At 70.1% G+C, this 20804-nt stretch carries 25 protein-coding genes; 14 read left to right on the top strand and 11 right to left on the bottom strand.

The window, feature by feature from the left end:
• Window positions 1-84: 84 nt before the first annotated feature.
• A complete protein-coding gene (locus KHP12_RS31780) occupies window positions 85-678 on the top strand; it encodes a DUF4291 domain-containing protein (RefSeq protein ID WP_086885189.1) in 594 nt (197 codons plus the stop codon).
• Window positions 679-724: 46 nt separating this feature from the next.
• Here KHP12_RS31780 and KHP12_RS31775 read toward each other — a convergent pair whose 3' ends face one another.
• Window positions 725-1423 (bottom strand): SDR family NAD(P)-dependent oxidoreductase, encoded by a 699-nt coding sequence (locus KHP12_RS31775; protein ID WP_086885188.1) that lies wholly within the window; start codon window positions 1421-1423, stop codon window positions 725-727.
• A 90-nt stretch (window positions 1424-1513) separates the two neighbouring features.
• Between KHP12_RS31775 and KHP12_RS31770 the strand changes: the two genes are divergently transcribed.
• The 4 genes from KHP12_RS31770 to KHP12_RS31755 all read left to right on the top strand — a co-directional run bounded on the left by KHP12_RS31770 (window position 1514) and on the right by KHP12_RS31755 (window position 5004).
• Window positions 1514-2395, top strand: a complete 882-nt coding sequence (locus KHP12_RS31770) for a helix-turn-helix transcriptional regulator (RefSeq protein ID WP_086885187.1) — start codon at window positions 1514-1516, stop codon at window positions 2393-2395.
• 432 nt (window positions 2396-2827) lie between these two features.
• The gene (locus KHP12_RS31765; RefSeq protein WP_086885186.1) at window positions 2828-3601 is read left to right on the top strand and encodes a vWA domain-containing protein; all 774 of its coding nucleotides are present in this window, start codon (window positions 2828-2830) and stop codon (window positions 3599-3601) included.
• Window positions 3602-3686: 85 nt separating this feature from the next.
• Window positions 3687-4025 (top strand): nuclear transport factor 2 family protein, encoded by a 339-nt coding sequence (locus KHP12_RS31760; RefSeq protein ID WP_086885185.1) that lies wholly within the window; start codon window positions 3687-3689, stop codon window positions 4023-4025.
• 337 nt (window positions 4026-4362) lie between these two features.
• Window positions 4363-5004 (top strand): hypothetical protein, encoded by a 642-nt coding sequence (locus KHP12_RS31755; protein ID WP_143678391.1) that lies wholly within the window; start codon window positions 4363-4365, stop codon window positions 5002-5004.
• 227 nt (window positions 5005-5231) lie between these two features.
• Here the strand turns inward: KHP12_RS31755 and KHP12_RS31750 are convergent, their stop codons facing one another.
• Window positions 5232-5669: a nuclear transport factor 2 family protein gene (locus KHP12_RS31750; protein ID WP_086885183.1), complete on the bottom strand. Its 438-nt coding sequence runs from the start codon at window positions 5667-5669 to the stop codon at window positions 5232-5234.
• A 132-nt stretch (window positions 5670-5801) separates the two neighbouring features.
• On the opposite strand from KHP12_RS31750, the gene KHP12_RS31745 reads away from it, so the two are divergent.
• Entirely contained in the window at window positions 5802-6371 is a 570-nt protein-coding gene (locus KHP12_RS31745) for a PadR family transcriptional regulator (RefSeq protein ID WP_037950803.1), read from the top strand.
• Window positions 6358-7194: an SGNH/GDSL hydrolase family protein gene (locus tag KHP12_RS31740; protein ID WP_210609780.1), complete on the top strand. Its 837-nt coding sequence runs from the start codon at window positions 6358-6360 to the stop codon at window positions 7192-7194. Before KHP12_RS31745 ends, KHP12_RS31740 begins: the two co-directional genes overlap by 14 nt.
• 44 nt (window positions 7195-7238) lie before the next feature.
• Here the strand turns inward: KHP12_RS31740 and KHP12_RS31735 are convergent, their stop codons facing one another.
• Window positions 7239-8042, bottom strand: a complete 804-nt coding sequence (locus KHP12_RS31735) for a class I SAM-dependent methyltransferase (RefSeq protein ID WP_210609778.1) — start codon at window positions 8040-8042, stop codon at window positions 7239-7241.
• A gap of 122 nt (window positions 8043-8164) precedes the next feature.
• Here KHP12_RS31735 and KHP12_RS31730 point away from each other — a divergent pair, with 122 nt between their 5' ends.
• The 4 genes from KHP12_RS31730 (at window position 8165) to KHP12_RS31715 (ending at window position 11454) form a co-directional block, all read left to right on the top strand.
• On the top strand, window positions 8165-8764 hold the full coding sequence (locus KHP12_RS31730; RefSeq protein WP_086885969.1) for a TetR/AcrR family transcriptional regulator: 600 nt from the start codon (window positions 8165-8167) through the stop codon (window positions 8762-8764).
• 138 nt (window positions 8765-8902) lie between these two features.
• On the top strand, window positions 8903-9181 hold the full coding sequence (locus KHP12_RS31725) for a hypothetical protein (protein WP_086885968.1): 279 nt from the start codon (window positions 8903-8905) through the stop codon (window positions 9179-9181).
• Between the two features lie 33 nt (window positions 9182-9214).
• Window positions 9215-10372, top strand: coding sequence for a hypothetical protein (locus KHP12_RS31720; RefSeq protein WP_086885967.1), 1158 nt, complete (start codon window positions 9215-9217; stop codon window positions 10370-10372).
• Between the two features lie 776 nt (window positions 10373-11148).
• Window positions 11149-11454 (top strand): hypothetical protein, encoded by a 306-nt coding sequence (locus KHP12_RS31715; protein ID WP_086885970.1) that lies wholly within the window; start codon window positions 11149-11151, stop codon window positions 11452-11454.
• 11 nt (window positions 11455-11465) lie between these two features.
• Here KHP12_RS31715 and KHP12_RS31710 read toward each other — a convergent pair whose 3' ends face one another.
• Window positions 11466-12371: a LysR family transcriptional regulator gene (locus KHP12_RS31710; RefSeq protein ID WP_086885966.1), complete on the bottom strand. Its 906-nt coding sequence runs from the start codon at window positions 12369-12371 to the stop codon at window positions 11466-11468.
• A gap of 71 nt (window positions 12372-12442) precedes the next feature.
• Between KHP12_RS31710 and KHP12_RS31705 the strand changes: the two genes are divergently transcribed.
• On the top strand, window positions 12443-12715 hold the full coding sequence (locus tag KHP12_RS31705) for a CBU_0592 family membrane protein (protein ID WP_037950822.1): 273 nt from the start codon (window positions 12443-12445) through the stop codon (window positions 12713-12715).
• Window positions 12716-12722: 7 nt separating this feature from the next.
• On the opposite strand, the gene KHP12_RS31700 is transcribed toward KHP12_RS31705, so the two are convergent.
• Window positions 12723-13454, bottom strand: coding sequence for an SRPBCC family protein (locus KHP12_RS31700; protein WP_210609776.1), 732 nt, complete (start codon window positions 13452-13454; stop codon window positions 12723-12725).
• Window positions 13455-13531: 77 nt separating this feature from the next.
• The gene (locus KHP12_RS31695; protein WP_086884464.1) at window positions 13532-13981 is read right to left on the bottom strand and encodes a nitroreductase family deazaflavin-dependent oxidoreductase; all 450 of its coding nucleotides are present in this window, start codon (window positions 13979-13981) and stop codon (window positions 13532-13534) included.
• 155 nt (window positions 13982-14136) lie between these two features.
• Between KHP12_RS31695 and KHP12_RS31690 the strand changes: the two genes are divergently transcribed.
• A complete protein-coding gene (locus KHP12_RS31690) occupies window positions 14137-14856 on the top strand; it encodes a TetR/AcrR family transcriptional regulator (protein ID WP_086884469.1) in 720 nt (239 codons plus the stop codon).
• A 4-nt stretch (window positions 14857-14860) separates the two neighbouring features.
• Here KHP12_RS31690 and KHP12_RS31685 read toward each other — a convergent pair whose 3' ends face one another.
• On the bottom strand, window positions 14861-15724 hold the full coding sequence (locus KHP12_RS31685) for a class I SAM-dependent methyltransferase (RefSeq protein WP_086884465.1): 864 nt from the start codon (window positions 15722-15724) through the stop codon (window positions 14861-14863).
• A gap of 47 nt (window positions 15725-15771) precedes the next feature.
• On the opposite strand from KHP12_RS31685, the gene KHP12_RS31680 reads away from it, so the two are divergent.
• Window positions 15772-16356, top strand: coding sequence for a helix-turn-helix domain-containing protein (locus KHP12_RS31680; protein ID WP_086884466.1), 585 nt, complete (start codon window positions 15772-15774; stop codon window positions 16354-16356).
• 37 nt (window positions 16357-16393) lie between these two features.
• On the opposite strand, the gene KHP12_RS31675 is transcribed toward KHP12_RS31680, so the two are convergent.
• The 4 genes from KHP12_RS31675 to KHP12_RS31660 all read right to left on the bottom strand — a co-directional run bounded on the left by KHP12_RS31675 (window position 16394) and on the right by KHP12_RS31660 (window position 20792).
• The gene (locus KHP12_RS31675) at window positions 16394-17011 is read right to left on the bottom strand and encodes a GTP-binding protein (protein ID WP_086884467.1); all 618 of its coding nucleotides are present in this window, start codon (window positions 17009-17011) and stop codon (window positions 16394-16396) included.
• Window positions 16959-17309, bottom strand: coding sequence for a DUF742 domain-containing protein (locus tag KHP12_RS31670; protein WP_233361397.1), 351 nt, complete (start codon window positions 17307-17309; stop codon window positions 16959-16961). The genes KHP12_RS31675 and KHP12_RS31670 overlap by 53 nt, the downstream gene beginning before the upstream one ends.
• Before the next feature lie 311 nt (window positions 17310-17620).
• Complete coding sequence (locus KHP12_RS31665; protein WP_086884468.1) at window positions 17621-18091, bottom strand: roadblock/LC7 domain-containing protein; 471 nt, start codon at window positions 18089-18091, stop codon at window positions 17621-17623.
• Window positions 18072-20792, bottom strand: coding sequence for a sensor histidine kinase (locus KHP12_RS31660; RefSeq protein ID WP_308036106.1), 2721 nt, complete (start codon window positions 20790-20792; stop codon window positions 18072-18074). The genes KHP12_RS31665 and KHP12_RS31660 overlap by 20 nt, the downstream gene beginning before the upstream one ends.
• Window positions 20793-20804: the final 12 nt, after the last annotated feature.

The following is a 20804-nucleotide window of genomic DNA, read 5'->3' as shown; positions in this document are numbered from 1 at the left end:
CGCGGACAAGTGGCTGTGCGAGCCCAGGGGTCGGCCGCCGAAATTCAGTGGCCACCTGACCCGGCCGACCCCACGCTGTACACCATGGAAGATCCGCGACGCGGGATCCGTGCCGTCCATTCGGAATCCACGATCACCGTCTACCAGGCGTACTCCCCCGAAATCGGCCTGCCCGCGGTCCGCGAGGGCCGTTTCCCGGCCCGGTGGAAGCGGGACAGGATGACGTGGATCAAGCCGTCGTTCCTGTGGATGATGTACCGCTGCGGCTGGGGCTCGAAAGCGGGGCAGGAGACCGTCCTGGCCGTCGAGATCAGCCGTGACGGCTTCGAGTGGGCGCTGCGCCACGCGATTCTGTCGAGCTACGTGCGCGGGGTACACCCCGACCAGGCCACCTGGCAGCGTCAGTTGAAGCATGCGCCCGCTCGCGTGCAGTGGGATCCCGAGCGCGACCTGCGCCTACGGCCCCTGCCGTACCGCTCCCTGCAACTCGGTCTCTCCGGTGAGGCCGTACGACGCTACGCGGACGAGTGGACGGTCGCCATCCGCGACGTAACCCCGCTCGCCCGCGAGATCCACTCCCTCGTCAGCGGTGGTGACCTGGACTCCGCCGCCCGACTGCTGCCCCAGGAGCGTCCCTATCCCACCGCGGACGGCCTTCTTGCCCACCTGCGGGGATGACCGGCCGGTTCGCCGAACAGCCGACCGCGGCCGATGGGCAGGCCGATCAGGACCAGCCGATCGGACCGGTGCGGTCGATGAAGCGTCCCGATCCGGCGCCGGGCCCTTCGGTCGCGAGGCGGACGATCGCGTCGGTGCCCTCGGTGACGGTCTGGGGGCCGGTGCGGCCGTTGAGATCGGTTGCCGTGTAGCCGGGATCGGCGGCGTTGACGCGAATGTCCTTCAGCCCCTTGGCGTACTGGGTGGTCAGCATGGTGAGGGCCGCCTTCGAGGCGGTGTAGAGGGGCGCGACCACCGAGGACTCGACCCGGGACGGATCGTGGGTGATGGCGAGCGACCCCATCCCGCTGCTGACGTTGATGATGACCGGGTCCGGCGAGCGGCGCAGCAGCGGCAGGAAGGCGGTGGTCGTCCGCACCACCCCGAACAGGTTGACGTCGAAGACGCTCAGAGCGTCCGCGCCGGTCAGGTCACCGGGATCGCCATGCGGGCCGTGCACCCCGGCGTTGTTGATCAGGACGTCGATCGCGCCTTCGTGCGCGGCGACGTCGGCCGCCGCGGCGGTGACGGAGGCGTCGTCGGTGACATCGATACGGACGAATCGCGCACCCAGCGTGGCGGCGGCTGCCGCGCCCCGCTCCGGATCGCGGGCCCCGACGATCACGGTGTGACCGAGTGCGATGAGGCGGCGGGCGGTCTCGTGGCCGAGCCCCTTGTTGGCTCCGGTGATGAACGTAGTGGTCATGGATCGATCGTCCGCGCGGCGCCGAGGCCGTACCAGGGACGCTTCGACCGTAGGAACGGCAGTACCAGAATGGGGGCGGGAAGGGGCAGGATGGCCGGTATGGCGACGAACGAGGGAGTCGGGCTGGGCGCGACGATCCGCGCCTGGCGGGAGCGGCTGTCTCCCTCCGCCGTGGGGCTGCCGACAGGCCGGGCACGTCGCGCGGCCGGGCTGCGCCGTGAGGAACTCGCCGAACGCGCCGGTGTCTCCGTCGACTATGTGGTGCGCCTGGAGCAGGGGCGGGCCACGGCACCTTCGGCCCAGGTCGTCGCGTCCCTGACGCGCGCCCTGCGACTGACCGACGCCGAGCGTGACCACCTCTACCGCATGGCCGGGCTGGCCCCTCCGAACGACGAGCGGATCCCGGATCGCATCCCGCCGGGCGTTCACCGCGTACTGCACCGTCTCGGAGACGTCGCGGTCGCCGTATTCGCCGCGGACTGGCAGATGATCTGGTGGAACGCCGGATGGGCGGCACTTCTCGGCGACCCGTCGGCGTCGCCACCGGCACTGCGCAACTTCGCCCGCGAGAGGTTCCCGATCGGCTCCGACCCCGTACGCATCGCCGCGTGGCCGGTCATCGCGCGGAACAGCGACGACTCGGATCTCGCCATCGTGTCCGACCTCCGCCGCGCCACCGGCCGCTTCCCCCATGACGCGCGCCTGGCGGAACTGATCCAGGTGCTCACCACGGGCAACCCGACATTCGCCCGGCTGTGGGCGAGCGGCACGGTGGCCGCGCATCGCGAGGACCGCAAGACGGTCGAGCATCCCGAGGTCGGCCCCGTCGACGTGGACTGCGATGTCCTGACCGACGGTGATTCCGACTTCAAGATCGTGATCTTGACTGCCGTGCCCGGCAGTGCGGATGAGGCCAAGTTGAGGCGCCTTATGGCGCCCGACGTCGACAGCACATCCGCGCCCGTCTTCTGATCGCACTGTCCACCCGCCCGGACGGTGAGATCCCTGTCCGGCCGGTGCGACTGATCGCTGAAGGCTGCGGTCTTCCGGGGGCCGTCCGCCGGACAGGTCCTGGCTGCGATGGCCTGCCAGGCAGTTCAGGGCGTGATCTCCCCGCCCGGCGCGTTTGCGCGCTTGCTTGGCGCTGCCCGCTGCCAAGTAGGCGTCCCATTCGGCTGTGCCCGGCCGGGGGCGGGTGGCCATATGGGGCAGCACCTCCGTCGGCGCGGGGCGGCCAACGGGGCGCACCCAGCGCCGCAAGCCCACTGAGCGTTGATCAGCCCGCACCGAGTGTGCCCAGCGTGGGTTGCTCGCGACCGCCCTTCATCACCGTCGAGGTACGACCCCGAGAGGCATTCGCCAAGAGCGAGACGCATTTCATCAGTTGGAGGACAATCACCGGCTATGGCTATCGATTACATCAAGCGTCCAAAAATCGACTACCGCAAACGCCCCAAGGCACCGGCTCCCGCGATCAGTCTGGAAAAGGTCGCCGCCCAGGCTCCAGGGCTGGTCAGCCTCTACAAGACCGCTGCGGTCTCCTTGGCCAAGCACGATGCCGGTGGGCAACGGGCCGCGGTGTACCTGGTGCTGGACCGCTCCGGAAGCATGCGCCGGTACTACCGCAACGGCTCCGTGCAGCACTTGGCGGAACAGACACTCGCCCTCGCGGCGAACCTCGATGACGACGGAGTCGTGCCGGTCGTCTTCTTCTCCACGGACATCGACGGAACCGCCGAGATCAGCCTCGACGCCTACCAGGACCGGATCAACCCCCTGCACGACTCGATGGGCCACATGGGCCGTACCAACTACCACGTCGCCATGCAGGCCGTCATCGACCACTACCAGACATCCGGGGCCGACGACCCGGCATTCGTCGTCTTCCAGACCGACGGCTCCCCCACCTCCAAGGCGGCGGCAGAGCATGTGCTGTGCGCGGCCGCGAGGCTGCCCATCTTCTGGCAGTTCATCGGGTTCGGCGACGACGAATTCCGCTTCCTGCACAGGCTCGACGACCTGCCGGTGCCGAACCGGCGCGTCGTCGACAACGCCGGCTTCTTCGCCGCCGGACCGACACCGAAGGCCCTCTCCGACGCCGCCCTCTACGATCAGCTACTCCATGAATTCCCGCTGTGGCTCGACTCCGCCCGCTCAGCCGGCATCCTGAAAGACTGAACGGACCAGTGAGCCGGAGTTCCACGATTGCTGCTGTGGTCCGGCCCTGGCAGGGTGGAGCCAACCGTCCGATCTTGGAGGTCGAATGAACGAAGGCCCGACAAGCGTCGTTGAGGCGGCGTTCCGTTATTACCGGTCACAGGACCGCGAGGCGGCCCTCCCCCTTTACGCCGACGACTTCACGTTCACCAGCCCCCAGGACGACCACATCGACAAGGCAACGTTCTTCGAGAAGTGCTTTCCCACCGCCGGCCGACTCAAGGAACAGCGGTTGCTCCACGTCACGCCCGCAGATCAGGAACTCGTTCTCGTTCACTACGAGTACGAGCTCACGACGGGCGACCGGCACCGCAATGTCGAGGCGATCACCGTGCGGGACGGTCTCATCCGGGAGGTGCAGGTCTTCTTCGGCGGCAAGGTGTGAGTCGTCCGGGAGCCCAGGAGCCGCGACCGGGGTTCGCCCACGAGACGCAGGTCGCCCCTCCCCTTCCTGCGCACCTCGGCAGGGGCTCGACGCCACACCGGACATATCGACCGACACCGCGGGAGCCCGCGTCTCCTTCGTGCCGCACGCCGCTTGATCGCCCTCGCAAGGGTGTCCAACCCCGTTGGGGGCATGGAAGGGGCAGCGGCCGGACATGCTCGTACCGGGGGATCGCTTCACTCAGCGAGTGACGCCCGATTCCGACACAGGGCACTTGCCAAGATCGCAACGACTCTCACATCGCCCTGAAACGCAGGCGTGAAAGCGGGGGAATACTATGGAATTCGACAACCTGAGTCGGTTATGCCTGTTCGTGGATGTACAGGGATACGGAAAGCGATCATTGCCCGAACAGTCGCGGGTCCAAGGGTGGCTTGCTGAAGCTCTCGAAAGAATGCGGGAAAGCGCCGGACTGGAAGAGCGGGATCTTTCAAAGCAGGGTCAAGGCGATGGATGCCTACTGCTTGCCCACCCGAGCCTACCGCTCCCCATGACCCTGGCCCGATTGACGCTTGGACTGATGGAAGCCGTCGAATGGGTCAATGAGCCCCTCAAAGAAGCTGCACAGATTCAGCTACGGGCGGCTTTCGACACCGGCGTGGTCCGGCACGCAGCGAATGGCTATGTCGGCCGGGCGGTAATTTCGGTAGCACGGCTAGTGAATTCGAAGCCGCTCAGAAACATGCTGGTCGAGTCGCCGGATTCACCGCTGGCCTTGGCGGTTTCGGACAGCCTGTATCAAGACGTGGTCCTGTCGGGCCTGCCAGGACTCCCCGTCAATCGCTTCCAACAGGTCGCGATCGAAGAGAAAGAGTATGCGGGCTGGGCATGGCTACTGGCTCCGCACCGCAACATGACTGACGGCGGGCATCGCGACGTCATTCTCCAGCCAGGGCCGGCCCAGGGGGACGAGCGATGACACACCATCACGTTCCAGACCATCCGGCCGGCGACTGACCGCCGGGGTGACCGTGGCCGACGTGCCGACCGAGGCGCCTTCCGGGGTCGCTGGGCCGGTGCGGAGTCCCACAGCGCCGACCGCCGCCGGGTGAAGGCACCCGGGCGGCGTCCGGCCACGCGGCGAAAGGGTTTCCGAGGGGCGGCCGACGCGCACCCTCGGGCCCGTGGCGACGGGCAGATGCGCGGCTACTGGCCGGAGGGCGTCGGTGCCGGCGCGAGGCCGTCTTCGACCAGGCCCGCGAGGACCGCTTCGCCCAGGGCGTGGACGGCGGACTGGGGGCGGACCATGACGGTGAACTCCTTGATGCGGCCGTCGTCGGCGAAGTGCAGCAGGTCGATGCCGTGGATCTCCTTGTCGCCCACCCGGGTGCGGAAGAGCAGCACCGCGGACTGGGTGGACGTGCCGTCGGTGCTGGTCTGCGCGGTGCCGGTGTAGTCGCCGATGTAGCGGAAGTCCTGGAACGTGCGCAGCAGGACCCCGAAGAGGCCCAGCACCATCGGTTTGCCCTCGAAGGGGGTGAACTTGACGGGGCTGTAGAAGCGGATGTCCTCGGTGAAGAGGTCGTCCAAGGCCGCGAGGTCCCGGTTGTCGATGGCGGTACGGAAACGGTCGGCAGTGGTCATCGCACACCCGCCTCTTTCATAATCAAGGATGTGAGTAGTCATTTTCATGACTATCATGGCCTCGTGTCCGGCGACAGAGGCATGCAGACACAGAGGCATGCGGAGACACGGAGACATGAGGGAGGCGATCCGATGGCCCTACGGCACGCCGTGCTGGCGGCACTGCTCGAGGGTGAGCTCAGCGGATACCAGCTGACCAAGGCGTTCGACATCGGCGTGGCCAACTTCTGGCACGCCCAGCCACAGCAGCTCTACGCCGAGCTGACCCGCCTGGAGAAGGACGGGCTCATCGCGGGCCGGGCGGTGGTCCAGGAGACCCGCCCCACCAAGCGGTTGTTCCATGTGACCGATGCCGGGCTGGCGGAGCTGGAGGAGTTCACGGCGGCGTTCGCCAAGCCGTCCTTCATCCGTGACGACCTGCTCGTCAAGGTCCAGGCCGCGGACCACGTCGACACGGAGACCCTGATCGGCCAGCTCACCGAGCGTGCCAGCTTCGCCGAGGCCAAGATCCAGCTCTTCGGCAAGCTGCTGCGCAAGATGCGGGGTGACCGTACGGAGGAGGAGTTCCTGCGCCACGGCCGCCGCATCGGACCGTATCTGACCTGTCTGCGCGGCCTGGCCCTGGAACAGGGCAACCGCGACTGGTGCGAGCGCACCATCACCGTCCTGCGAGAGAGGCAGCACAGCCGTGCCCGACACTGACGCGGCGTACAGCCGCTATGTCGCGCTGGGCGACAGCCAGACCGAGGGCCTCGGCGACGGCGACGACGTCACAGGGCTGCGCGGGTTCGCCGACCGCCTCGCCGAGCACCTCGCGCACGCGAACCCCGGCCTCTCGTACGCCAATCTCGCCGTACGGGGCCGTCTCGCCGCGCAGGTCCACGCGGAGCAGCTCGCACCGGCCCTGGCGCTCCGCCCCGATCTGGCCACCGTCGTCGCCGGGGTCAACGACCTCCTCCGTCCCCGCTTCGACGCCGACCACACCGCCCACCACCTGGAGGCGATGTTCGCCGCGCTCACCACGCAAGGCGCCCACGTCGCCACGCTCACCTTCCCCGACCCCGCCCGCATCAGCCCCCTGGCGCGCCCCCTCACCCCGCGCGTCATAGCCCTCAACGAGCGCATCCGCGAGGCCGCCCGGCGCCATGGCGTCACCGTCGCCGAAACCGGCCACTACCCCGTCGTCACCGACCCCCGGCTGTGGAGTCACGACCGCCTCCACGCCAGCCCCATCGGCCACCAGCGCATCGCCGCCGCACTCGCCTACACCCTCAACCTCCCGGGCACCGACGACACCTGGAGCCACCCGCTGCCCCCGCCGGCGACGCCAGCACCCACCGGATGGCGCGCCGCCACCGATGAACTCCGCTGGACCGCCACCTTCCTCGGCCCCTGGCTCACCCGCCGCCTCCGGGGCCGCTCCTCCGGCGACGGCCGCACGGCCAAGCGACCGCGGCTGGGGCCGGTGCATGTCGAGACGTCCGAGCCGAGGTCTCGCGGCGAGCAGGTCGGAGAGAGTCCATGAGCGAAGGGTGAGTTGTTCGAGGCGCTGGCCTCCCTTTCGTGAAGTCAGGCTGGGGCAGTTCGGGTCGTGGTGATCACCACCGTCGCGTACGGCATCGTGAAGCTGCCGCCCATCGCGTCGATGGCCGCGCCGACACCCTCCAGCACCTCCGCCAGCCCGGCCGGGGGAAGTCGGGTGAAGGCGCCCTGCGTGGGGATCTGCTCGAGCCAGGCGTCCCGGGTGTAGGTCCACTCCCAGTCGAACCGCCACTGTTCCGGTTCGCCGAACGCGCCCGCCGCCCGTATCCCGTCGGCGGCCTTGGTGAGGATCGGCTGATGCGTGTCCAGGCCGCCCTGCGCCACCGCCCGGAAGTCGAACGGCGCGCCGGGCATCACCCGTCGGCAGACCGCGGCGAGGGCTTCCGCAAGCTCGGTTGGGAGCCGGAAGACGTTCCAGAACGCGGCCAGCCGGGCGCCGGGCCGCAGTACCTGGGCGGCTTTGGCCGCTCCCGCGACCGGGTCGACCCAGTGCCACGCCTGGCCCGCGATCACCGCGTCGAAGTGCCGGCCGGCCGGATCCCAGGCTTCGAAGGTCGCGACCTCGACCGCCGTCCCGAGCCGCCGCGCCACGTCGGCCATCCGCGCGTCCGGCTCGACACCGAGCACCGTGCGGCCGGCCTGCTGGAACTGCCGGGCCGCGATACCGGTGCCACAGCCGACGTCGAGGATGTCGGGGGCATCGAGGACGTCGGGGACATTGAGGACGCCGGGGCCCGGGCTGTCGGTGGCGATCCGGTCCACCATGGCCTGGGGGTAGCGGGGCCGGGCCTGGTCATAGCGTTCGGCATCCGTGCCGAACGACTCGGCCATCTGCCGATGTCGATGGGGCTCGTTCCCGGAAGACGGTAGAGTGGGCATTCGCCCACTATGAGTGGGCACTTGCCCACTCGTCAATCGGGCGGACCCACGAGCAAGGTGAGGAGGAACGCACGGTGCCGACAGGGGTCGCCATGCGTGACGTACGCGAGCAGTTGTTCCAGGCCGCCGAGCGGGTCCTGCTCCGGGACGGGCCGAGCGCGCTGACCAGTCGGGCGGTCACCACGGAGGCGGGCTGCGCGAAGGGCGTCCTGCACCGGCACTTCGCCGACTTCGACGCCTTCCTCGCCGAACTCGTACGGGATCGCATCGCCCGGCTCGACCAGCAGTCCGCCGACCTGCGCGACGCCGCGGGGACCGGCACCGTCGCCGGCCACCTCGCCGACGCCCTGACGACCCTGTTCGAGTCGGTCGCCGTGGCCCTCGTCAGCCTCGTCACCTCGCGGGACGAGCTACGCGCCCGGCTTCGCGCGACCACACCGATCGGCATCCCGCTCCTGACGGAGGCCACGGCCATGCTCGCCTCCTACCTCACCGCCGAGCGGGACCGGGGACGCATCGCGGCCGACGCCGACATCGACGCGCTCGCACCCACGGTGATCGGGGCCGGACACCTGCTCTTCGCGGACCGCGAGGCCGCACCGCCGGACGCCGTGGCCGTCCGCAAGATGGTCACCACCGTCATCGCCGACGTCACACGGGAGCCGTGGCCCTGACACCCGGCCCGTGCGCCCGCCCATGGACAACGTGGCTGCTCGTCGCGAAGATCGGGGTCCACGACCGATCGGGATGCCCCTTTCCCGTACGCCCATTTGCCCACGGATCCCGTTCCAGACCCACCGGAGGACGCCCGGATGCGCCCTGACGACCTCACCGGCCCGGAACTCCGGCTCTGGGAAGCCTTCGCCACGGGGGATGAGGTCGACCTACGTCCCCGCGACGCGGACGGCGGGGCGGTGATGGACGGCGGCAGTTGGGGGCCGGAGCGCCAGGTGCGGGCCTCGGTGATCCGCTCGTTGCTGCTGGGCGGTGCCGATGCCATCGGTGGGGAAACTCCGATGGTCCACCTGACGGGCGCTCGGATATCGGAGAAGCTGCGCCTGGTCTTCGCCGAGGCATGCTGCGTGCTGTGACTGGAGGAGTGCTGGTTCGAGGAGGCGCCGCAGTTGTACGGGGCCAAGCTGCGAGTGACCAGCTTCGGCGGCTCGTCCTTACCGGGGCTCGGGATGGGCGCCACGACGGTGGACGGAAACCTCGACCTGATGAACTGCCGCGTTCAGGGCGGAGTCAACGTGCATGACGCCTGTATCAGCGGGAGTCTGCTCCTCCAAGGCGCGCACCTCTCCCACGCCGGGGATGTGGCCCTGGACGGCGCACGCCTCGAGGCGAAGGGCGTCGTCGGGACCGACGGATTCCGCGCCGACGGGGAACTGCGGCTGCTCCGGGCCCGCCTCAGTGAAGGTCTGCACCTCCGAGGGGCCACACTGCACGCACCCGACGGTGAAGCTCTGTCCGCCCCCGGCATCCAGGTCCCCACGGATATCGACTGCGGCGAAGGATTCCGCGCCACCGGAGCCATAACGCTGACCAGCGCCACCGTCGGCGGATCGGTCAGCTTCGACACGGCATCCCTCGCCCCCGCCCGTGGCAACGCCCTCTCCTGTCATCACCTCCAGGCCGGAGAGTTGCTTCTCCGACCCGCGCGGGCCACGGGAGGCGCGGATCTGCGTCACGCCGCCATCGGTGTACTCCGGCTCCATGACGACCATCGCGAGCAGCCACCCCTCCAACTCGACGGCCTGGTCTACGGGTCGCTGGAACCCCACCTGCCTGTCGGCCATCGCCTTGAGCTGCTGAGCCGTGATCCCGACGGGTACCGGCCCCAGCCGTACCAACAGCTCGCCACCGTGTACCAGTCCATCGGTCAGGACCGCGACGCCCGGACCGTGCTCCTGACCCGCCAGCGTCACCGCCGCGCGACCCTCCCCTGGTACGCCCGTGCCTGGGGGCATGTGCAGGATGCCACCGTCGGGTACGGCTACTTGCCGGAACGCGCCGCAGTGTGGCTGCTGGCCCTGCTCGCCACAGGTGCCACCGTCTTCGCCCTGCACCGGCCCACCCCGCCGAGTGGTACGCCCCATCCGGTGTTCAGTCCGGTGATGTACAGCCTGGACCTGCTCCTGCCCGTGATCGACTTCGGCCAGGAGCGGGTGTTCCAACCGACGGGGCCGACCCAATGGATCGCTTGGCTCCTGATCGGCGCGGGCTGGCTGCTGGCGACCGCCCTCGCGGCGGGCATCACCCGGGTTCTGTCACGCCAATAGGTAGAGGTTGACGGACCGCTGCCGTCTCCCTGGCCAAGCACGATGCCGGCGGGCAACGGCCGCGGGGTTCTGTCCCAGCCCCTGCCCGTGCCCCTCATTGCCGGATCGACTTTCGATCCGCCCCTGAAGCAGCGCCGCCGCAGTGACGCTGACAGTGATGGCGAGGGTCTCCGCGGCATCGAGCAGTGCCTCGTACTTCTCCTTGGAGGTATACGCCTGCTGAAGCGCGCGGACGGCGCGAGCAACGGGATGCGGCAATGCATTTCGTGCGTTCGCGAGTAACTCAGAGGGCACCACGGATCGCTCGATGCCCTCCGGGCGGTCAACGCCGTCCTTCTTGTCCGAAGCCGCCCAGCCGGGAGTCGCGAGCGATCAGGCCCCATCCGACAGTGGTCCAAAACGCCCAACCACGGTAGAGGGGTGCGTCGTACAGCCTGAGGACAGAATTCCGTCGCTTAGGAAGAGGCGACGGCGGAGCCAAAGGCGACGCTGCGTTGTCTTGCATGCGCACATGGTGCCCAGGCATGGGCGACTGGTGACCATTGCGTGTGGAACTGTTAACAGGACGACGCTCCTGGAGCCGGACGCGGGACCGGGCATCGTCCCCGCTGAAAGCTGCGTCAGGCCGTACGCCGCCGCAGCCGGTGAAGTACGACCCCGATCATGGCCGTATGACAGGCGGCATCCCCGCTCACGTGGCGCCCCCATCGGTCAGCCGCACCCCCATCGGTACGATCAGTACAAGAACAGGAACCCATCCCACGGGGGTGCAGGTCATGTCCGAGTCGACCGTGTCCGGAGCCGGGCGAAGTGACTCGCCCGCCGTCGCGCTGGGCCCCACCGCGCTTGTCCTCGGCGTGTTCTCCGCCGTGGGCGCATTGGGCGTATTTGGGTCCACGCTCGTGCTCATCGCCCTTCCGTGGACGATCATCGCCGGGGCGCTCGCCATCGCTCTCGGGGCCGTGGGTGTCCACCACGCCCGCCGCGGGGTCGGGCGCCTGTGGATCGCCGTGGTCGGAGCCGCCCTCGGTGCCGTTGGATTCTTCGGCACCACCGCCCTTCTCTGGTCCTTGGGCGGCTGACCAGCGGCCGACTATACGTTGGTGTCGAGCTCGGCGGCGGACGCGATGATGGCGTCGAGGACGGTCAGGACCTCCTTGCGTGGCTCGGAGCGGGTGGTGCGGTGCCGGGCGATCAGGCGGCGGGTGCCCAGGCCGGGCAGGGACATCGCCTTTACGCCGTCGGGCAGCACACCCAGCACGGCCAAGGCGGGCACGATCGCTATGCCCAGACCTCCCGACACCAGTGAGAGCGCGACGTCGTAGTCGTAGTAGCTGTGGGCCGGGGGCGTGGCCTTCAGACCGCGCCGGGCCTGTTCGGTGGCGCTGTGGGCGGCCGCGTCCGGGTCGACCCCGAGCCAGGTGAGGTGCTCCAGGTCCGCCGTACTGACCGGGACCGGCGTCGCCGCGGGCATGACCACCACCCACGGTTCCTCCAGCACCGGCACATCGCGGGTGCCGCGCGCGGCCCGGTGGCCGAGGGGGGTCTCGGCCTCCAGAATGATCAGGTCGACCGCACCCGACCGCAGCTCCTGCTGGGCCTTCTCGCCGTCCATCTCCCGGATCAGCAGTTCCAGACCGGGGAACTGCTCGCGCAGCCCGTGCACCAGCGGTACGAGCAGCATGCGGATCACCGTCTTGAAGGCGCTGATGACGACCGTGCCCGTCACCTCCCCCTGTAGCGCCGCCAGTGCTTTGCGGGCATCGGTCAGCTCGGATTCGATGCGCTCCGCGGTTTCGGCGAGAACCCGACCCGCCTGTGTGAGGACGGCTCCGCGGGGCTGACGGTCCAGAACGGTGACGCCGACCGCGCTCTCCAGGCGGGCGATCTGCTGGGAAACGGCCGACGGTGTGAGATGCAGGACATCCGCCGCCGCCAGCACCCCTCCGGCCCGGTGGACGGCCAGCAGTACGGCCAGTTTGCGTGCGTCGATATCCATTCAGTTCAGCTTAACGCGGGGGGAAGACAACTTCGATTGATGTGTATGCCCGTGGCCGCCACCATGGCGGTATGGAGGAGTTGCTGCCCCTGGTCGCCGCGGCGGCCGGGTGGATCGGTGCCCTGTGCACCGCCACGGCCTACGCCCTGGTGTCACGTCGGCGGATCGAACCGGATTCGCGTACATCCCAGTCGATCAACATGCTCGGTGGCGCACTGCTGGCCGTATCGGCGGCCGCCAATGGCGCCTGGCCATCGGTCACTTCCAACTTCGTGTGGGTCATCATCGGCATGCAGACCCTCGTGGGCGTACGCCGCGGTCTGGGCGTGACCGACGGTCGCTAGCCCGAAGTCAAAGAGGCTGCCGGTCATGGCGGTTGGCGGCCTCGGCGGTGGTCTTCAGATTGCTCAACCACGCTTCGAGGCCCTGGCCCAGGGCCTCGGTCGCGGTGGGGATATCCGCCTCGACCTGGTCGCCCGTCCACGTTTCCTCGGTGTGGACCCGGACGCCTCCCCTGACCTTGGTGAAGGTCCACACATGGACGCCCTCGTCGATGCGCAGCCCCTCGCCGATCGCGGGTCCGCTCCACCGGATGCAGGAGTCGCGCTTGAGCTGGTGGACGGTGGAGGTGATGGTGAGGGTGGTGGCGGGGGTCGTCGGGGTGGCGGGCGCCGGGGTGGTCCACCGGAACCGCGAACCCTTCCGGACCGGGCCGGGGTCGAGGCGTTTCATGGTGAGGACGGGGGGCTGCCAGGTCGGCCAGCGCTCCACGTCGGTCTGCAACGCGAAGACGGTGCTCAGCGGCGCCTTGATCACGACATCGGACTGGTAGCGGATCCGGGCGGTGGGGTCGACGCCTTCGCCGCGGCAGGTGGAGGGGCCGTTGTGGTGGGCGGCGGCCTGGGTGGTGTCGGCCTGGGTGGTGTCGGCCTGGGTGGTGTCGGCCTGGGTGGTGTTGGCCCCTGCCGGTGCGGCTTGGGTCTGCGGGGCGGCCATCCCTACGACGCCCGCGGCGGCGAGCGCGATCGTGAGCGCGGTGGTGCGTACCTGGTTACGCGAGGGCGACGGGCGGTTGCTGGACATGGGTTTCCCTTCGTTGTGGGCGAGTTGGGCAATGCGGTCGGCGGGATGCGTCGCCGGCGGGTCCCGCGGCCCGCGGGTCATCCCTGCGCGCTGATCCTGAACACCGGGAAGCCGGGCGCGATCTCCAGCAGCTTCTCGTCGCTCGAATGCGCGTCGACATCGTCGAAGAAGCGGCCGACCTCCCACGCCCACTTCTTCAGGTACAGCCGCAGGATCTCCGGCTTCGCGCCGTCCTCCACCTCGACGGCGCTGAACGGCTCCACCCTGCGGCCCAGCCGCAGTTCCCCGCCGCCCGCCGCGCGCATATTGCGCACCCACTGGGTGTGGCCGCGCGGGGCGACGAGGTAGCGCTCGCCGCGCAGGGTCAGCGGGTTGACCGGGGTGGTGCGCCACTCGCCGCTCTTGCGGCCGCGGACGGCCAGGATCTGGCTCCCGGCCAGGCCGATGCCGAGCTTCGTCAGACGCTTGGCCAGGCCGTTGAAGATCCTGTCGAACTTACTGGGCTTGAGGTTGCGGAGCTCGGTCATGTCATCCCTCTTCGACTCCCGGCGCGCGAGAGCACTGTTCAGATCTCGAGAGCAGCGCTCTCTGTTGGGATCACTGAACACCGGACCCCATCCACACGTCAAGAGCAGTGCTCTCGGAATCGTGCGCCGCTCTCGTTCATGGCACACTGGTCGGCATGAACGCCAGTCGGACAGCCAGGGGCCGGGCCCGGGCGGAGCTCACGCAGGAGATCAAGAACGAGGCCCGGCGTCAGCTCGCGGTGGATGGCGCCCAGAAACTCTCGTTGCGCTCGGTCGCCCGGGAGTTGGGCATGGTGTCGTCGGCCCTGTACCGCTACTTCGCCAGCAGGGACGAGCTGCTCACCGCGCTGATCATCGACGCGTACGACGCGGTGGGCGAGCAGGCGGAGCAGGCCGCGGAGGGGGGCGCGAAGGGAGGCGCGCCGCGGGAGCGCTGGCGCAAGGCGTGTCACGCGGTCCGGGACTGGGCGCGGGCCAATCCGCATGAGTACGCCCTGATCTACGGTTCGCCGATCCCGGGGTACGCCGCCCCGCAGGACACGGTCGCCTCGGCGGCGCGCGTACCGATGGTCCTGATCAAGATCCTGCGGGAGACGAACCCCTCGCCCGCGTTCGAAGGCCCGCCCCTGACCGAAGGGCTGGCCGGTCAGTTGCGGGCACTGGGCGAGCAGGTCGCGCCGGATGGTGAGCGGATCGCGCCGGATCTGCCGCTGGAGACGCTCAACCGCGGCATCGTGGTGTGGACGCAGCTGTTCGGGATGTTGAGCTTCGAGCTGTTCGGTCAGTTCGTCGGCAGCGTGGACCCCACGGACGAGTTCTTCGACCACACGGTCGAACAGCTCGCCGACTTCCTCGGGCTTCCGCCGACCCGCTGACGGGTCACGGGCGGCGGGCCGCCCACAGGGTGCGCTCGGCGCGGACGGTGAGGTCGTCGCGTCGCAGCACGCCGTCCGGGCCGTCGCTGTCGATGAGGTGGTCGAGGGTGGCCAGGTCGTCGGGGCTCAGGCGCGCCGCCACATGGGAGCGCACTCGGCGGAGGAACGCCTGGGCGTAGCGGCCGGTGGGCTCGGGGAGCGGGGGACGCAGATCGATGGTGAAGGGGCGCTCCACCGCGATGCCGAATCCGGCGCGGGAGAGGCGAGGGCCCCAGTCGGAGCCCAGCTCCGGCATCCGCTCGGCGTGCTCCTGGACCTGTACGGCGTGACAGCGGGCCTCGAGTCCTGGGCGCCCTCGGCCGACGTCCTCGGGGAGGAAGCGCGGGAAACCGGCCATCTCGATCACGGCCAGGAGACCGCCGGGGCGCAGCCGCTCGAAGATCTCGCGCAAGCCGCGGTCGGGGTCGGCGAGGTGGTGGACGGACGCCGACGCCCACACCAGGTCCACGGGGCCGAAGTCCGGCCATGTGTCGTCCAGATCCGCCTGGACGGTTCGGACGCGGTCCTCCACTCCGCGTGCGCGGGCCTTGCCCCGCAGATGCTCCAGGAGGTCAGGGGATCGGTCGACGGCGACCGCCTCGGCGTCCTCGAAACGCTCGAGCAGGGCGAGGGTGCCGGTGCCGGTGCCGCTGCCCAGGTCGAGGATGCGGTGGGGTGGGTCGTTGCGCGTCAACTGGGCGAGCTGAGACGTCACTTCGGACAGGTAGGTGTGCAGGACTTCGGCGTCGAGGTCCAGGAGTTCGGCCCAGTCCGAGTCGTCCGCCCCGGCGGCGCTGTGTTGGTGGTGCTCGTGGTGGTGGTCCGTCATGTTTCGAGCGTAAGTGGGTCTTGCCTCAGCGACATACCATCTTGCGTATGACGCAAGAGGACAGCGCTCTCGACGCCCTGGTTCGCAAGCGGATCAGGGGACTGCGTTCGGCCATGGGCTGGTCGCTGGACGATCTGGCCGCCCGCTGCTATCTGAGCCCGTCCACGCTGAGCCGGATCGAGACGGGACATCGACGGATCAGTCTTGATCAGTTGAGCGCGATAGCGCGGGCCCTGGGGACCAGTCTGGATCAGCTGGTGGAGTCGACCGCCGATGATGACGTGATCATCCGGCCGCAGCATGACGCGGCGCGCGGGCTGACCACCTGGATGCTGAACCGGCAGCCCGGGGTCATCGTGGCCAAGCTACGCCTCACCAAACCGGCCCCGACCAGTGCCGAGGCGCTGAAGGTCCATCCGGGCAGGGACTGGTTCACGGTCCTGTCCGGCGCCGTGACGCTCGTGTTGGGGGATCGGAGGATCGTCGTCGAGACCGGACAGGCGGCGGAGTTCTCCACGATGATCCCCCACGCCTTCGGAGCGCACGGCGGGCCTGCCGAGGCCCTGGGCATCCTGGACCAGGACGGGCGCCGTACACATCTGCGGTCGCTGTCGGAGGAGGGCGACCCTTGATCTCGGCCCGCGTCGTCGGCCGTTCCGTTATGTCTCGTCAGGCCGGGTCGGCCGCGGACTGGGCGCGGGACAGGGCCACATCGAGGACGATCAGGAGCGCGTCGCGGACCGAACCCGTCTCGCGGGCGTCGAAGACGATCAGCGGGACGTGCTCGGAGATGTCCAGGGCCCAGCGGACCTCGTCCAGATCGTGCTGGACCTCGCCGTCGAAGGCGTTGATGGCGACGGCGAAGGGGATGTCCTTGTGCTCGAAGTAGTCCACCGCCGCGTAACAGTCGTCCAGGCGGCGGGTGTCCACGATCACCAGGCCGCCGAGGGCGCCCTCGACCACGTCGTCCCACATGAAGCCGAACCGGTCCTGGCCCGGCGTGCCGAACAGATACAGCTTCAGCTTCGGGTCGATCGTGATGACGCCGAAGTCCATGGCGACCGTGGTGGTGGTCTTGCCGGGGGTGTGGGTGAGGTCGTCCACGCCCGCCGCGACCTCCGTGATCAACGCCTCCGTGGTCAGCGGCCGGATCTCGGAGATCGCGCCCACCGCCGTGGTCTTGCCGACCCCGAAGCCACCGGCGATGACCAGCTTGACCGGCAGTGGCGGTTCTTCAACCGCTGTCGCGGAGTGAGCCCCGTGAGTCGGGGACGGCACGGAGACCATCGATAACCCTTCGCAGTACGGAGATGTCGTGGACGGTCCCGGCGTTCGGGACATGGACCGCCAGATGTCCCGCGGCGCACAGGTCCTCCGCGAGGACCCGGACCACGTTGAGATGCAGATGCAGCCGGGCGGCCAGCTCCGCCACCGACTGGGGGCGTCGGCAGGCGGCGACGATGTCGCGGCGTTCGAAGGCGAGCGACCGCAGGGCGGACAGCCCGTCCGGCGTCGCCACGATCTGGGTCTCGACCGGGAGCGGTGGCGCGGCGCCGCTCCCGGCCACCCTGCCCGCGGTCAGCAGGAACGGGCGGACGGCGGAGGCGCGGACGGCGGGCTCGGGCGGCTCGACGGACTCGGGCCGTGCCTCGGGCTCGGGCGGCTCGACGGACTCGGGCGGCGCCGGCCGCTCTTCGGGGCGGCCGGCCCGCTCGGTTGTCCCTACGGGCTCGGGCGGCGCCTCTGGCTCGGGCGGCCCCACGGGCTCGCGCGGCTCCGGGGCGGCCCGGGCACCGTCCTCCGCGTCCTGTCCTGCCCCCTCCCGCGCTGCCGCGTCGTGCGGTACTGGTTCACCGGCGGCCATCTCGCCCCCTCCTCCCTGCGCCGCGCGCCCCGTCAGCCGACGGACCCGGCGCTCTTCTTCAGCTCCATGACGAGCTGCGGGGTGAGCGCGGTCCCGGCCCGGTTGGCGAAGAGGGTCATCTCGTACGCGATGTTGCCCAGCTTCGCCTCCTTCGTGGTCACCACGCCGAGCACGGCACCGCAGCCGATGGACGACACCAGCACATGGCCGCCCTCGAGATCGATGATGACCTTGTTCAGCTCGCCGAGGCCGTAGTTGCCGGAGGCACCGGCGGCGAGGCTGGTGACACCGGAGACGATCGCGGCGAGCCGCTCGGAGTCGGCCTGATCCCGCAGTTGGGAGACGGCGATCAGCAGGCCGTCGGAGGACACCGCGATGGCGTCGACGACACCGGCGGTCTGGGTGGCGAATCGGTCCAGCAGCCAGGTGAAGTCGGCCGCGGCGGCTCGCAGATCGGTGGCTTCCCGCTCAGCGGTACCGCTCTTATCTGTCGGCGTGGTCACTGCCCGACTCCTTCCGGGGTCGCTGATGTGTCGATGGCATGGCTTCGGCCGGGCTGGCGGCGGCGCTGTCCCGCTCCGCCCTGCGTACGGCCGCCTCGAACTCGTCGAGTTCGGAGCGGACCGCGTCGGCGTCGGCGGGCCGACGCGTCTCCGGGATCGCCCGGTCGGCCGATGAGGTGGTCTTGTCGAGCGTCGCGCCCCGGACGCGGCGGCGGAGGGGGCGCGAGCCGGGGGCGGCGGCCGGGACGGTGTTCGGCTCGTTCGCGGCGGACCGCTCCCTCTCGGCGGACCGCTCCCTCTCGGCGGACCGCTCCTTCCCGGCGGACCGCTCCTCCCCGGCGTTCGACTCGTTCGCTGCCCGCGTCTCCTTCGCGGTGCCGGCCGACTCCGCGTTCGTACGGGACGTCGCCGGGACACGCCGCGGCAGACCCGACTCCGTCGCCGGAGCCGCCGGGCGCCGCTCCGGCGCGCCGGCGGAGGACCCGGAGGACCCGGAGGACCCGGAGGACCGTACGGGCGGAGGCGTGACGACAAGTGCGGACGCGAGCTCCCGCCCGGCCCCTGCCGCGCCCTTCCCCGACCCCGCAGCACCCGACCCCGCAGCCGTAACCGAAGCCGGACCCGAAGCCGCAGCCGCCGATTCCTCTCCTGCCCCCCGCGCCACCAGCAGCGCCGACGGCACCCACACACTGCCCGTGACCCCGCCGCCCGGCGTACGGCTCAGCGTGACCCGGATGCCCCAGCGCCGGGCGAGGCTGCCGACCACGAAGAGGCCGAGCACCTTGGTCGGTACGAGGTCGAGCCGCTCGCGGCGCACCAGGCGGGCGTTCTCCTCCTTGAGGCGTTCCGCGGCCAGGCCGAGCCCGTGGTCGATGACCTCGATCAGCGCGCCGCCGTCCGCCGTGACATCGGTGCCGGGCCGGACGACGACCTCGACGGGGGTGTCGGACGGGGAGAACGAGACCGCGTTCTCCAGCAACTCCGCCAGCATCAGCGTGAGGTCGCCGGTGATGTCGGGCGCGACCGTGACCTCGGTCTCGGACCGCAGAGACACCCGCTGGTACCCCTCGATCTGGCCGAGCGCCGCGCGGATGACATCGGCCAGCGTCGTCGGCCGGGCGTCCAGCTCGGTCTCCCGGATTCCGGCGAGCAGCATCAGGCTGTCGGCGTTGCGCTGGAGGCGTACGGCGATGTGGTCGATGCGGTAGAGCCGCTCCAGGATGTCGGGGGAACTCTCCTCGCGTTCGACGGCGTCGATCAGGGTGAGCTGGCGGGTGGTGAGGTTGCTGACCCGGCGGCCGACGTTGCCGAACATCTCGCCGACGTTGCGGCGGCTGAGCACCTGCCGCTCCAGCAGCGCCGCGGCGGTGACCTGCACCTGGTTGAACGCCTCGGCGAGATCGCCGATCTCGTCGCGCACCGGGACCGGGATCGGCCGGGGCCGCAGCGGGGTGGTGTCGGTCGTGTCGTCGTCCTCGACCTTGGCGAGTTCCTTGTCCGCCACCTCGACGACCTGGTGCGCCGCGCCGGTGAGGGCCGCCAGGGGGCGTACGACGGAACGCCGGACCAGGAACGAGAACGTCAGCCAGGCGGCGAAGCCGAGAACGGCGAGGGCGAGCAGGGCCAGCGCCTTGTACAGGGCGTCGTTGGAGGCATGCTCGGTCCGATCGGCGATCTCGCCGATCAGCGAGCGGGCGATCTCGAGGCGGGCCTCGGCCTGCCGGTTGCCCTGGGCCATCTCCGCGCGCAGCTGCCGCGGCGACTGGTCCTGGAGGGAGCTGGGGTCGATCTGGAGCTCGGCGAACCGGTCCTCGATGCCGTTCTCCTCGGCGTTCCGCTCGATGCCGTCGAGGCGCAGGACCTGGCCGGGGTCGGCGATCCTGGAGAAACGTTCCGACTGCTCCTCGTAGACCCGGTGGGCGCCGACCGCGCGGGTGTACTCGGTGAGGCCGTTGGCGTCCCGGGTCTGGGCGGAGAACACCCCGCCCTCGAAGGCCGCATGGGCGGCGTCGGCGCGCATCACGGCGTCGACCAGCTCGATCGCGGAGGACGAGGGGCTGTCGGAGAAGTGGTCGAGCCCGATGCCGTCGATGAGATAGCCGACGGCGGCGGCGTACGCGGGGTCGATACCGGCGGCGGGCACCGAGCCCCGTTCGACCTTGTCCCGCAGCACGCTCAGGCGCCGGACGTAGTCGAGGGCCTGAGCCTCGTCCTTCGGCAGGGCGGAGCCGAACGCCGAACGCACATCGGCGGCCCGCCCGTCGGTGACCCGCTGCGCCCGGCGGTAGTCGGCGGTGGACGGGAGGGTGGCCCCGGGGCGGACCGGCTCCTGCTGGACGGAGAGCAGGAGCGCCTCCCGGTGCTCGGCCTGTACGTCGTTGATCAGCCGGGCCACCTGGCCGCTGTCGCGCACCCGCTCGGCGATCCGGTTGGCGTCCATGGCCTGCCGCACCTGGCCGTACACGGCGACGCCGAGGAGCACGCCGACGACCGTCAGCGGCACGATCACCAGGACGTTGAGCTTCCGCCGGAACGGCCAGCGGTCGAGGAGCGCGCCGAGGGCTTCCGTCCTACGACCCGTCGTGCGGCCCGTCGTACGACCCGCCGCGCGCCCCGTCGTGTGCGGGGACCGCGAACTCGGCGGCGGCGCGTGTCCGGACGGCTCCTGGTCGGCTGGCGGGTCCGCCGTGTCCACAGACACCCAGGTCCTCCT

The organism is Streptomyces asiaticus, from assembly GCF_018138715.1.
Lineage (GTDB): Bacteria > Actinomycetota > Actinomycetes > Streptomycetales > Streptomycetaceae > Streptomyces > Streptomyces asiaticus.
The sequence above is the reverse complement of the archived record's forward strand: the minus strand, read 5'-3'. Positions and strand labels throughout refer to the sequence as shown.